This window comes from Sinobaca sp. TMA16-18 (assembly GCF_059510535.1).
In genome coordinates this window covers 39,628-52,175 of record NZ_JCAKFM010000001.1, presented here as the reverse complement: position 1 = coordinate 52,175, position 12,548 = coordinate 39,628, and the positions used below count along the sequence as shown (strand labels likewise).

Here is a 12,548-nt window from a genome sequence, read left to right as displayed (position 1 = left end):
AACTGTTTATACTTCTTCCGGATTGGAAAGCTCGTCGATAAAGGGCTGTACGTTTCGTTTTTTATCGCCGCGGAATGTGTTTAACATACCGAGAAGAACGGCCACTTCATCATAATCAAGCGTTAACGTTACTTCATCATTTTTAATATCATTTACTGCTTTTGCCATCGGACATCCCCCTGATTGTGAAATTATTGTATAAAATGCTGTATTAAAAAGCGCAGCCGGGTACTTCTTTTACTATTATTCACCATTTTCTGTTTTCTAAAACGTGTCCCGCTCAAAAAAATATGAATCCCTTTTGTTAATTTCACAAACCATATTAAAAGCTAAAATAGTTCAGCAGCAATACAAACTGCTGACAGTCCTCCAATTTCTGCTCCCGGTCGATTCCAGTTCTTTCTAAGAGAATCAAAAAAAGGAGGAGAATAGATTCTCTTTTCTACAAAAAAAAGAAAAGATAGTGTTAGAAACAGGAAAATAAGGGGAATATGTTAAGCAGATAAGAATGCTGTATCCCAATTATGTTGTATTGTTTAAACAAAAAGAAAATATAGTGAATAACGATAGCATTTATTGGATGTTTTTAGTGAAATAAAGAAAAGTTTTATATATACTAAAGGAAATAATTGGTATGTACATCTACTGACCGTCGTCCAGATAGTTCATTCTTGAGAGGATGCCTGCTATGAAAATGGAAAAGAAAGAAATATTGGCCGAAGATTTTGCGATTAGTACATCCATATTAAACTCTCTTCGGGATCAAATCTGTGTGATCAATCATGCTGGAACAATTCTTTTTGTGAATGATGAATGGATTCGCTCGGCCGGCAGCCAAAATAACCTTTGTGATTTACAGGGAGTCGGTGCGAACTACCTGCATACGATCGAAAGCAGTACCCATGTATATGAAGGTCTACTGTCCATTCTTTCAGGAAAAGAAGATTATTTCACGTATGAATATTCCTGTCACACGCCGACCGAAAAAAGATGGAATGTAATGCAGGCGACTCCGCTGCTTGAAAAGGGATTGGGGCGCCAGGGCGTTGTGATCCGCCATGTAGATGTGACAAAACAAAAGCTGTTGGAACTGCAGTTAAAGCAGCAGGCAGAAACGGATTCACTGACAGGTCTGTATAATCGACGGTATTTCGAAAAACGCCTGGAGCAGGAGGTAGCACTGCTGCAGCGAAATGGATCCTATTTATCCCTGCTGTCTATCGATGTGGATAATTTTAAAACGGTCAACGATGTATACGGGCATCTGGTAGGAGATGTGGTGCTTAAACAGCTTGCCCTCCTCCTTGGAAAGTCTACGAGAAAAACGGATATTCTGGCTAGAATCGGCGGCGATGAATTTGCCGTCCTGCTTCCGTGTACAAATGCCGACGGATTGGAGAAAGTAGCGGCTAAAATACTTAAAGTCGTGCAGGATCAAAACAAAAGCGGGCAGAACCCGTATCCGATTGCTCTTAATATTTCCATAGGCGGGGCTTATTTTTCCAATAAAGATTCGATGGAAGCGATACTGCAGAAAACTGACCGGGCATTGTATGAAGCCAAGAACCTCGGAAAAAACCAGATTAATCTCGTGTAATACCCAAAAAAAGAAGCCGAGTGTTTACGGCTTCTTTTTTGATTCGTCCGCATACTGCAGAAAATCCTTGACTTGTTCCCTGGTAAGTCCGGCTTTTTTAGCCTCAAGGATCAAAGCCAGCCATTCGTGGTCCAGCTTTTTCTCATTCTGTCTGCTCATCAACCCTCACACCTTTAGGAGTATTCCTCAGGCGGTCCAGCCGTCTTAGCGCAATGCCTTAGACCTGTAACTTTGCGAAACTGCTTTTCAACAGCGTAGCCTTTTTCTGAAGGTTGGTAACTGTCTTTATTGTACTATGAAATCACCGGTCACATTAAAAGAAATTGAAAAAATATTCGGTTTTTTTGTGCACGCTGCACAGGCAGGCGGTATGACGCAACTATCTTCCGAAAGAAAAGGACCATTGTTCTAAAGGATGAATGTGATTATAATAGAAGGATAGGAAGCACAGGAGAAGGAGGACATTATGGAAGATCGACTAAAATTTTCTATTATTTATGCAGCCCTTGTGTTTGTCATCGCCGTTCCTTTTACCTTTGTGGTAAAAGAAAGCGATGTGAGCTGGGGACTGAGCCTTGGCACGAGCGGTATCACCTTTTTGTATTGGTATTTTACATATAAGAAAGAAGCAAGGGTTATTGGTGCCACCCGGTATAACAAAAAGACAAAAGGACGGGCCGGCTCCAAAATGATTTATGCGAATATCATGTACAGCTTTGTGTTTGCCTATCTTATTGTGACCAACAGCTATAGTGACGGCAACTGGCTGACGCTTCTTCTGCTTACATCACTATTGTTCCTGGCCGTACAGCTGTTTCAGAATAACAAAGAAAAACTGGTGAAAGAATAAAAGGTTTGTTTCTTACAGGCTGAAGCAGGGGCACGTTCCCCAGCTTCAGCTTTTATTATTGGTTTTCTTCTACAGTCGACACGTGCCACAGCACGCCGAACGGATCTTTTACCTGGCCGTAGGCCGGGCTGAAAAAGTTTTTCTCAAGCGGCATCACGACTTCTCCTTCAGCTTCAAGCGCCTGAAATATCTGTTCCGCAGAGGAGGCATCACTTACATGAAGCGCAATGGCTACCAGACTTCCGGAAACATCCGGCCCGGGCATCCCCGGAAGCGAATCGGAGAGCATTAAATCCATGTCGCCTATTTTTAAATAGGCGTGCAGGATAAGCCCTTCGGCACCTTCCGGTATTTCCATGCCTTCCATATCTTTTATATCCCCATACGTTTGACTGTCAATCACTTCAGCTCCTAAAGCTTTTTCATAAAATACAATGGCTTCCCGGCCTTTGCCATCAATCATAAGATACGGATTCATCCCTTGAATCATCAGTATACTGCCTCCTTTATTCGTAGTCGGAAAAGAAGACCGAAGATGACTGCTCCCATCACATCACCTCTCAATATATGGCTTGTTATTGAATATATTCTGGATAACCCAATAGTTCCCTTTAAAAAAACCAACAAAAAATCCTGCGCTGTAGGCTACAGGATGTGATTCTGAGGTTTAGTGGTAATAAGCTCTTCCGAACGGTCCGTGGCCGAAGGCGGAGCAGGGGATAAGGCAGAAATTTCATCGCGCCATTCAGGTGTCATATTAATATCCAATGAGTTTAACGAATGCTCAAGCTGCTCCGGGCTGCGCGCTCCGATAATAGGGGCGGTGATACCAGGATGCGATTTAGCCCAGGCGACAGCGAGAGAAGCGGGGTGGATGCCATGGGTGGCTGCATAGGAAGAAAAGCGTGCAGCAATATCGAAATTAACCGTATCTGCATAACGGTCGGTGTACATCTTTTGTTCGACCAAACGTCCCTGGACCGGTCTGTCCGTTACGCCGTATTTTCCGGTAAGCAGGCCGCCCCCGAGAGGACTGTAGGAGATCACTCCGACCTGTTCGGAAGCGGCAAAGGGAAGGATTTCGACTTCGGCCTGACGCTTGGCAAGGTTATACATCGGCTGGATCAACTCAAAGCGGCTGAGATGTTCTTTAGCTGAAATACCCAGAGCTTTCGCGAGCTGCCAGGCTGCCCAGTTGCTGGCCGCCGGATAAAGGATTTTCCCCTGGCGCTGCAGATCGTCAAGAGCGCGGAGAGTTTCTTCCATTGGGGTGAGTGAATCGAATTTATGTAGAAAATAAAAGTCAATTCGATCCGTTTTCAATCGGCGCAGGCTGTTCTCGACCTCAAGCATGATATGACGCCTGGACAATCCGCGTGCATTCACATCCGTACCGGTTGGATTGGCCACTTTGGTTGTCAGCACAATATCATTCCGGCATCCGGCGATACAGTCTCCCAGAATTATTTCCGCCCGGCTGTCATTGTAGTTGTTGGCAGTATCAAAAAAGTTAATGCCGGCTTCCCGGCAGCGATTGAACATAGTTTTAGACGTTTCTTCGTCTGCATTGCCTCCAAAAGACATCGTGCCAAAACAAAGCTCAGATACAGAAATACCTGTTTTTCCGATCGGATTGTATTTCATATAAGCCGCCTCCTGCTTGAGTAGTTACAAAAAGTATAAAGCTTAACCCCCGTTATGTAAACGCTGTAATGTAAAATATTGACTCCAGTGTCCGTTTGTTACTTTAATGAATAATATGTATCGAAAAAAGCAGAATCGCCGAGCAGGTAATAGCGAAGCAGCTCACTGATGCGTTTTTTCATGTTGAGCTTCAACAGGTGTAGACGCTCATGACGGCCTTCGCAGTAAATGTCATATACAATAAAACCCGGATAAGCCGCATCGGCCCGGGCGAGTCGAATGCCTTGCTGCTGTAGATCCTGCTTGATATCACGGAGGTCCCGTTTTATCCGAAGAATCAGCACGTCAAACAGTTCCTGGTAGTAATGGCCAAGCTTCATCGTCTTTTCCAGAAAAAAAGAGCGGTCTTGTTCCATTGTATTCACAAGCAACTCGGTAAGCAGAAAACGATCTGCGGTCTGAAGGTGCTGCTCTTCTATCATTTTGACGTCTTCCATCGCACACCTCTCTTTCCTAAAGCAGCAGAACAGGATTTTTCTAAGTATATACGAATAAACGTTCCCCTGTGAAGACTTAAATACGAATCGACTGTAAATAAAAAACAGCGCCTTTCCCACAAATAGGAAAGATGCTGTTTTCAGTTTTTCTGGTCAGCGTTTCGTTTCATGTACGGTTCCTTCTTTCAAAACGTAATTCCTATTGTTCTACCCGTTTCCAAAAGAAGAAAACCTTTATGAGAATTAAGGCGTCACACGAACAGCACCGAAGTATCCATCATTCCAGTAGGCAGAAAAGGGGGTGTAATCCACGCCTTTACTCACTGTGGCATGAAATAATGTGTTGTTATCAATATAGATAGACACATGGTTAATGATGCCATTTTTATTCGTATCAAAAAAGACAAGGTCTCCTTTTTTCAGGTTGGACCGAGCAACGGGGGTTCCGGCTAAATACTGCTGGCGTGAAGTCCGTGGAAGCGTAATACCATTTTCAGCAAACACACGCTGGGTAAAGGATGAACAGTCAAAAGCCGACGTTATTGTAGGGGCTGCTCCAAACAAGTACGGAGTGCCGATATAGCTTTCTCCCCTTGCGATGACGTTATCAATAACGCTCGTATGAACGCCGCCGACCTGTTCTTTAGGTGGTTCAGGGGTCGATGTATCGCTGTTGGAAGATTTTTCATAAGCTGCCATTACCGAATCGCTGATGGCCGCAGTTCCCCCTAAGATTAAGCTGCGGTTGGAGGAATTTTGAGCGTAGTCGACGGTAGCTGTTCGAGCGCTGCTGTGATGGGATAAGATAACTGGTGCATTTAACTTATTTGCAAGTCCAGCCGCAGCTACAGCATCAGGGTAATCTTCCTGTTGAGTGTTTACAGAAGTACCGCGCACATAAATATTATGTTGTCCGGAGGCGGATAAAGATTCTGCAGCAGCAATACTTGTTTCATAACGATCTGCTCCTTGAATTCTTTCTACCGTTCGTCCTTCATTGCGAAGCTGCTGCTCTACAGAGGCACTTACTGCAGCCGTGCCTCCGAAAATAGTTACATGTTTAACGTTAGCTGGAAGGTTCACACTTAAACTGTTTTTTCTGGTTAAATATATCGGACGTTCTTTAATGGCAGCCATGCCGGAAGCACTTAGTGCATCAGCTGCCACTTCACCGCTTACGAGAAGAGCGGAACTTTTCTTATCATAACTGGAAGTTTCGTTCACGGCTTCAGCTGTTTCATAACGGGTGTCTCCAGAAATACGCTGGACAGAAATGCCTTCAGCGTTCAGCTTTTTTTCTACAGTAGAAGAAATTGCCTGCGTGCCACCCAAAAGATAAACTGTTTTCGTGTTTAAGCGGCGCAGTTCCGAAATAATACGGGAGTCAAGAGAGCCAGATCTTGTTAACAGTATGGGAGCATCATTTTTAGCAACCAGGCTTGCAGAAGCCAGCGCATCAGCAGGATGATCTGCTCGGGCTAGAATGGCATAATCACTTTTATTCCATCCGTATTCTGAAATGCCAATGGAGGTACCAATCCGGTCCTGCCCGTGTATTCGCTCCGAGGCGTCCGCTGTAGTAGGGAAAGCAGCAAAGCCAATCAGACAGGCAAATACCAAAGGAGTAGTGCAGCGTAGTAAAGATTTTTTCATTATGTATTCCTCCATATGTATGTTTTGGTGTTTCTAATATCACGTGCAGAGGGTCTCATTTATGGGAGGCGCATACTCTAGTTATCGGCAGGTTCTGTAAACATTTGAAGGAAAAAAAGTAAATTGACCAGAACGGTCGAACATGCTATATTTAAGTCGACCAATGCGGTCTAATAAAAATGAACGGAGGGATGGCTTATTACAACATCTTTTGCAAACCTGCAGCCGGAGAAGAAAAAAGCCATTCTGGACGCCGCATTAAAAGAATTCAGCGACAATGGATACAAGCAGGCGTCCACAAACAATATCGTTAAAGATGCCCAGATCGGTAAAGGGATGCTGTTTTATTACTTTAAAAGCAAAAAAGGCATGTACGAATATTTAGTGGACTACAGCATGGAATTTATCAAAACGGAATATTATGCCTACATTGATGAGTCCGAAACTGATTTTATCGAGCGCTACCGGAAAACATCGGAGCAGAAACTACACTGTTACTTATCGCATCCGTATCTTTTTGCGTTTCTCGGCACGTTGTTTCTATCAGACGAAAAAGAGTGGAGCCCGTCCCTGCGGGAAAAATATGAGGAATTGACGAGGCTTGGCTACAGCAAGATGTACCATAACGTCGATATGACACTTTTCCGGGACGACGTCGATGTAGAAAAAGTATTTAAGCTGATCACCTGGGCAGTGGAAGGTTACGGCAATGATATAAAGCACAGGCTGCACGGGAAAATGATAAGTGAAATAAAAATGGAGCCTTTTTGGGATGAATTTCATGACTATTTAGACATATTAAAAAAAAGCTTCTATAAACAGGAGGTAAGCTGTCATGACTATTCTGGAGACGACGGAGCTGACAAAGACGTTTGGACGGGTTAAGGCACTTGATCGAGTGAGTATCGAAGTGAAAGAAGGCGAGGTTTACGGATTTATCGGCCCGAATGGGGCAGGAAAGTCCACGACGCTTCGTGTGCTGCTGGGTGCGATTAAAGCAACAAGCGGAAGTGCCCGTATCTTTGGAAAGGATGTATGGAAAGAAGCGGTCGCCGTGCATAAGCGAATTGCCTATGTTCCGGGTGACGTCAGCCTCTGGCCGAATTTAACGGGCGGAGAAGTTATTGACTTGTTTATGAAGCTTCATGGAACGAAGAATGCGAAGAGGCGCAGCGAGCTCATCGAGATGTTCGATCTGGATCCGGCTAAAAAGTGCGGAGCCTATTCAAAAGGAAACCGGCAGAAAGTGGCATTGATCGCTGCCTTTGCGTCTGAAGCAGATTTGTATATTATGGATGAACCAACATCCGGACTCGATCCGCTGATGGAAAAGATTTTTCAAAAGCAGGTACTGGAAGCAAGGAAAAATGGAAAAAGTGTGCTTTTATCAAGCCATATTCTGTCCGAAGTGGAGAAACTGTGCGACCGGCTCAGCATTATCCGTCAGGGGGAAATTATCGAAACCGGCAGTCTTGCCGATCTTCGTCATTTAACGAGAACCACTCTGCTGCTGGAGACGAAGAAACCGCCGCAGGGGCTGTCTTCTTTAAAAGGTGTCCACGAAATGACCCATAAAGAAGGTGCTCTTCAATTCCAGGTGGATACAGAAGAACTGGAGCATGTGATGGCGTTTGTCAGTTCTTTTGGGATTACCCGGCTCGAAAGTGCACCTCCTACGCTGGAAGATTTGTTTTTGCGCCATTATGAAACCGCGCGTCCAAAAGCGCAATAGAGGGGGAAGGAAGATGTATCAGTCTTTATTTGCCCAAACGAAAAAACTGTCCTGGTTTGTCATCAAGCGCAACAAGCTTCGTTTTCTCATATGGCTGATAGTATTGGTTGGAATAACTGCCGGAACGGCAGCCTCCTTTTTAGGACTTTACCCCTCCGAGGCAGAACGCCAGGCGCTTACGACGGCGATGGTAAACCCGGCGACAACAGCGATAGTAGGGCGCGGCTATGGATTGGATAATTATACGTATGGCGCTATGCTGGGCCATCAGATGCTTGCGATGACGGCCCTTACAGCCGGCATCATGAATATCCTGTTTGTGAGCCGCAATACAAGAGGCGATGAAGAGGACGGAAAGACAGAAATGCTGATAGCCCTGCCAATCGGCAGAATGTCTTCATTAGCTTCAGTGATTGGCACGGCGTTTTTTTTAAATGCCGTTTTAGTTCTAATGATGACAGCGGCATTAATGATGCTTAATATTGAGAGCATTGATGGGGCAGGTGCTTTTCTCTATTCTGCCGCTATCGGGCTGTGCGGGTGTTTTTTTGCAGCGGGAACGGCTCTTTCCGCACAGCTTGCCCAGGGCGCCAAAACCGCGACCGGTCTGGCGTTTGGTTTATTAATGACCACGTATGCCCTTCGTGCCATTGGAGATGTGAATGAAAATGCTCTCTCCTGGCTGTCTCCGATAGGGTGGGCGCAGCAGACGGAAGTCTTTGTAAACAACATCTGGTGGCCGCTGTGGCTGTTAGCGGCTGCAGTGCTCCTAACAGCAGGTATCGCCCTGTATATCAATGCAGCAAGAGACACAGGAGCTGGTTTGTTTTCAGCCAAAAAAGGAAAAAAAGAAGCTGGACTGCTGCTGCAGGGACCAGGTGGACTTGCTTTCAGGCTGCAGCGGACCGGTATATTATTCTGGACTGCTGCTCTTCTGCTGCTTGGTATCACGTACGGATCGGTATTGACCGATACGGAGGCTTTCTTTGAAACAACGGATGTCATACAGGGAATTATTTCGCAGACTTCTGATTTCACGCTAAGCGAGCAGTTTCTGCCGATTTTAATGGCTGTCATGTCTCTTATTGGAACCATTCCTGCTGTCATAGCTGTATTGAAAATAAAAACGGAAGAGAAAAAAGAACGCTTGCAGCACATACTGGGCCGTTCGGTTTCCCGGGTGCAGCTGCTAGGCAGTTATGCGATTCTTTCCGTTACGCTTAGTATCGTGATGCTGCTTGCAACAGCTGGTGGGATGGCGTTGGCGATAGACCAGGAAAGCATCTCAATTTCTACGGTGTTTACTTCTGCCTCTCTTTATCTCCCGGCTTTATGGGTGATGACCGGTCTGGCTGTTCTCCTGATTGGGTTTTTCCCCAAGTATACGTTTATAGTCTGGCTGTATTTAGGCTATTCCTATGTGGCTGTATATTTTGGGGGGATCTTTCAGTTTCCGGACTGGGTAGCCGAACTGACACCGTTTGGCTGGGTAGCATCATATCCATTAGAAGACGTGAATACCATGCCAATCATAGGATTGGTGATTACAGCCATTCTGCTCGGGACAGCCGGATTTATAGGGTTTATGAGACGGGATACGAATGGATAATATGTACAAATAAACAGTTGATTATATTATTGTCTATATTATTATTATGTAAACAAAAACGTGGAAATCTATTTCGGGTATAAGTTTCTCGAAAACGGGTATGTTTTTATATAACCTAAAGGAGGGTCTGCACGATGAGAAGAATTGGTGTTAATAAAATTGCGATCAATGGAAAAACCCATTATAAAGCCGATAAAATGGTGCTTGAGTGGCATTCCAACAGCAGGTGGGTCCTTCAGGTCCAGTATTTGAACCTCACGTTGAAAGATTTTCAAAAAACAAAAGATGGAAGCGTGGAATTGACGATTTACTCGGATAATGATAAATTCGGCACATATAAAGGACGGGCGCGGCCGATTCCTTTACACGGCGACAAAAAGAATCAAGGCGTCTACAATTACAAATTTCAGGGAACGGAGCCTTTAACCGAAGTCGAAGAAAAATTAACACACAACGGATAGAAAGGAATGACAGTCCATGAAGCAATACAGTGAAGAAGTATTAACGGAGCGTGGATTCGTGTTTGACGAAGAAGCCACGAAAGAAGAAACAAAAAATAAATTTAACTCCAACGGCTACAAAATTTATACGCAGTGGCTCAAAGATGAACGAATTGCCTCTTTAGGAGTAAACAACGATACAGAAGACAAGCACATTATTTCCTCATTAAACAAGCTGGAAGAAGACCGGAAGAAAAACGCTAATTAACGTTTATTTCGGGGGAGGATTCACGTATGAGAGACATTGAGATCAAACTGGTCTACATCAATGATCAATTCATCGACTGCCAGGGTGGCATTTTATCTGTGGAAAACACGGAAGACAGCTGGCAGTTTGAGATGCATCATCCGGTACTAACCCTGGAAGAAGAAGGACTGCACCATACGGATGAGTACTATTTAAAGCTTTACACAGTAGATGATACGATGTTTACCGGGCGTACCTTTACGTCTGAAAACGTAGAACAAAATAAAAAGCTCCTTGTGTTTCAAGGAGCCGGTGAACTAAATGAAGCGTGACATGGAAAGTCTCCGGCTCAAGCCGGGGACTTTTTGGCGGTAAGACGCTTAGGGATTCATCTGTTTCATCACATATTTTAGTCCGGTTTTGGAATGAGGGAAGGTAGGAATATTCCGTTCCAGATTCCCCATAGTCATAGCAAGATTGCTGCTCATGCCAACAACAATACACTGCGTGCCGACTAATTTCAGGCTGTCATGCACCCGCTGAATATAGTATTTCAAACGATCTTCGAATTCATATACTGCGCCCAGATTTAATATAACGTACTCGATTCGATGTGTGCTGCATTCTTCTAAAAGAGAGTGCAGCATGTGCCCGGCACGTTCTTCATTGAATTCTCCAATCATAGGCAGCACGATCGTGCGGTCCCAAATATGTACGATTGGAATAGACAGCTTCCGGTACCATGCTTCTTTTCTTTTTTCTTCCTCCGCTCGTGAGGTCACATCCATCAGCATTACAACAAAACCAATAATGTGGTCTTCCTCCTGGAGAGGAGTAATGACAATATCGGCAACGATCGTTTGTTTTATCGTAATGCGTGTCCGCTGTGTCTGCTGCATGTGCTTCATCACATCGAGCTGATGCGCGCTTAAATCATAAAAATGATGAATGGAAACGCCGATAAAATCTTCCGGTCCAGTCATATAAAACAACGGGGCAGCTTCCTTCAATAATACCGCCGCCTGTTTATTCGCCCAAATGATTGTATACTCCTTATCCAAGAGCATTACATTTTCACCAATACTGTTAAGAATGGTCCGGGAACTCATATTTGAAGGAATGCTGCCAATACCTGACATAGGATACCGCCTCCATCGTAAAGTCATATTCTTTTGATTATAGGTTACCACATAATGCCAGCCTTCCGCTTTAAAATCGGCAGGATTTGGCAATAGAAAAAAGAAGGAATATAACATGAGCTGTTTACTATAAACAAAGGAGTTTTATACATGAGAGCTGTAACGGTAAAGGAAGCTGGCGGTGCAGATCAGCTGCAGGTAACAAATCAGCCGCTGCCGGAACGGGGCAGGCGTGAGCTTTTAATTAAAGTAGAAGCCGCTGCAATTAACCGGACGGATATTCTAGCACGTGAAGGGAAAGCCGGTTACATGAAAAATCCTATCCTTGGAATAGAAGTAGCCGGTACGGTAGTGGAGAGCGACAGCTGGTCCTGGCAGAAAGGAGACCGGGTAATGGGACTTGTCGAAGGCGGCGGCTATGCAGAATACGCCGTAATGCCCGCTGACCGGGCGATGCCGATACCCTCATCTTTGTCCTTCGAGGAAGCCGCAGCCATTCCTGAGGTATTTCTAACGGCGTTTCAGACGCTCTACTGGATTGGACGGCTTCAAAAAGAAGAAACGGTTCTTATTCATGCAGGGGCAAGCGGTGTAGGAACCGCCGCGGTGCAGCTTGCCCACAGGCTCAGCCAGGCACGGATCATTGTAACCGCAGGATCGCAGAAAAAACTCGATGCGTGCCGTAATCTTGGTGCTTCCGTGTGCATTAACTACAAAACCGAAAAATTTGAGAAAGAAGTACTAAACGTTACAGACAATACGGGTGTAGACTTGATTTTGGACTTTATCGGAGCCTCCTACTGGGAAAAAAACCTAAATAGCGTACGAACCGACGGACGCTGGGTGTTGATCGGTATACTCGGAGGCGCGGTTGTGGAAAAAATGAATTTAATGGACGTACTCTTAAAGCGCGTTCAGATTACAGGGACATTGTTAACACCAAGAAGCAGTGAATACAAAGCGGAACTCACTGCCGATTTTGTGAAACATACCATGCATTTATTTCAACGCGGGGATCTGGCACCGGTAGTGGACGAAGTATTTTCCCTGGAAGAAGCGTCCGCCGCCCACACAAAAATGGAATCCAACAAAAATATCGGTAAAATTATTCTGCGGGTCAGCTGAAAGCAAGCAAGGAGC

Annotated in this window: 16 protein-coding genes, 1 pseudogene and 1 riboswitch; of the genes and pseudogenes, 10 read left to right on the top strand and 7 right to left on the bottom strand. The window is 44.9% G+C overall.

Features of this window, described 5'->3' with window-relative positions; all coding sequences use genetic code 11:
* Positions 1–6 precede the first annotated feature (6 nt).
* The gene (locus AC5W14_RS00290) at positions 7–168 is read right to left on the bottom strand and encodes a hypothetical protein (RefSeq protein ID WP_496193439.1); all 162 of its coding nucleotides are present in this window, start codon (positions 166–168) and stop codon (positions 7–9) included.
* Between the two features lie 520 nt (positions 169–688).
* On the opposite strand from AC5W14_RS00290, the gene AC5W14_RS00285 reads away from it, so the two are divergent.
* On the top strand, positions 689–1,597 hold the full coding sequence (locus AC5W14_RS00285; protein ID WP_496193438.1) for a sensor domain-containing diguanylate cyclase: 909 nt from the start codon (positions 689–691) through the stop codon (positions 1,595–1,597).
* A gap of 24 nt (positions 1,598–1,621) precedes the next feature.
* On the opposite strand, the gene AC5W14_RS00280 is transcribed toward AC5W14_RS00285, so the two are convergent.
* Positions 1,622–1,756: an anti-repressor SinI family protein gene (locus AC5W14_RS00280; protein ID WP_496059589.1), complete on the bottom strand. Its 135-nt coding sequence runs from the start codon at positions 1,754–1,756 to the stop codon at positions 1,622–1,624.
* 27 nt (positions 1,757–1,783) lie between these two features.
* Positions 1,784–1,867, bottom strand: a riboswitch (cyclic di-GMP riboswitch).
* A 196-nt stretch (positions 1,868–2,063) separates the two neighbouring features.
* Between AC5W14_RS00280 and AC5W14_RS00275 the strand changes: the two genes are divergently transcribed.
* On the top strand, positions 2,064–2,447 hold the full coding sequence (locus AC5W14_RS00275; RefSeq protein WP_496193437.1) for a hypothetical protein: 384 nt from the start codon (positions 2,064–2,066) through the stop codon (positions 2,445–2,447).
* 55 nt (positions 2,448–2,502) lie between these two features.
* Here AC5W14_RS00275 and AC5W14_RS00270 read toward each other — a convergent pair whose 3' ends face one another.
* The 4 genes from AC5W14_RS00270 to AC5W14_RS00255 all read right to left on the bottom strand — a co-directional run bounded on the left by AC5W14_RS00270 (position 2,503) and on the right by AC5W14_RS00255 (position 6,241).
* Entirely contained in the window at positions 2,503–2,937 is a 435-nt protein-coding gene (locus tag AC5W14_RS00270) for a VOC family protein (protein WP_496059591.1), read from the bottom strand.
* Between the two features lie 155 nt (positions 2,938–3,092).
* A complete protein-coding gene (locus tag AC5W14_RS00265; protein WP_496059592.1) occupies positions 3,093–4,091 on the bottom strand; it encodes an aldo/keto reductase in 999 nt (332 codons plus the stop codon).
* A 98-nt stretch (positions 4,092–4,189) separates the two neighbouring features.
* Positions 4,190–4,588, bottom strand: coding sequence for a YhjD family protein (locus AC5W14_RS00260; protein ID WP_496193436.1), 399 nt, complete (start codon positions 4,586–4,588; stop codon positions 4,190–4,192).
* Between the two features lie 243 nt (positions 4,589–4,831).
* Entirely contained in the window at positions 4,832–6,241 is a 1,410-nt protein-coding gene (locus AC5W14_RS00255; protein WP_496059594.1) for a cell wall-binding repeat-containing protein, read from the bottom strand.
* A 198-nt stretch (positions 6,242–6,439) separates the two neighbouring features.
* On the opposite strand from AC5W14_RS00255, the pseudogene AC5W14_RS00250 reads away from it, so the two are divergent.
* The 7 genes and pseudogenes from AC5W14_RS00250 to AC5W14_RS00220 form a co-directional block, all read left to right on the top strand.
* Positions 6,440–6,610, top strand: a pseudogene (locus AC5W14_RS00250) (TetR/AcrR family transcriptional regulator); the annotation flags it as partial.
* Entirely contained in the window at positions 6,611–7,126 is a 516-nt protein-coding gene (locus AC5W14_RS00245) for a TetR/AcrR family transcriptional regulator (RefSeq protein ID WP_496059595.1), read from the top strand.
* On the top strand, positions 7,077–7,973 hold the full coding sequence (locus AC5W14_RS00240; RefSeq protein ID WP_496059596.1) for an ABC transporter ATP-binding protein: 897 nt from the start codon (positions 7,077–7,079) through the stop codon (positions 7,971–7,973). Before AC5W14_RS00245 ends, AC5W14_RS00240 begins: the two co-directional genes overlap by 50 nt.
* A gap of 13 nt (positions 7,974–7,986) precedes the next feature.
* Positions 7,987–9,582 (top strand): ABC transporter permease, encoded by a 1,596-nt coding sequence (locus AC5W14_RS00235; RefSeq protein ID WP_496193435.1) that lies wholly within the window; start codon positions 7,987–7,989, stop codon positions 9,580–9,582.
* Positions 9,583–9,716: 134 nt separating this feature from the next.
* Positions 9,717–10,043, top strand: coding sequence for a hypothetical protein (locus AC5W14_RS00230; RefSeq protein WP_496059598.1), 327 nt, complete (start codon positions 9,717–9,719; stop codon positions 10,041–10,043).
* Positions 10,044–10,059: 16 nt separating this feature from the next.
* Positions 10,060–10,290: a hypothetical protein gene (locus AC5W14_RS00225; RefSeq protein ID WP_496059599.1), complete on the top strand. Its 231-nt coding sequence runs from the start codon at positions 10,060–10,062 to the stop codon at positions 10,288–10,290.
* 26 nt (positions 10,291–10,316) lie between these two features.
* Positions 10,317–10,601, top strand: a complete 285-nt coding sequence (locus tag AC5W14_RS00220) for a hypothetical protein (RefSeq protein ID WP_496193434.1) — start codon at positions 10,317–10,319, stop codon at positions 10,599–10,601.
* A 48-nt stretch (positions 10,602–10,649) separates the two neighbouring features.
* Here AC5W14_RS00220 and AC5W14_RS00215 read toward each other — a convergent pair whose 3' ends face one another.
* Positions 10,650–11,408: an STAS domain-containing protein gene (locus tag AC5W14_RS00215; protein WP_496193433.1), complete on the bottom strand. Its 759-nt coding sequence runs from the start codon at positions 11,406–11,408 to the stop codon at positions 10,650–10,652.
* Between the two features lie 150 nt (positions 11,409–11,558).
* Between AC5W14_RS00215 and AC5W14_RS00210 the strand changes: the two genes are divergently transcribed.
* Complete coding sequence (locus tag AC5W14_RS00210) at positions 11,559–12,533, top strand: NAD(P)H-quinone oxidoreductase (RefSeq protein WP_496193432.1); 975 nt, start codon at positions 11,559–11,561, stop codon at positions 12,531–12,533.
* Positions 12,534–12,548: the final 15 nt, after the last annotated feature.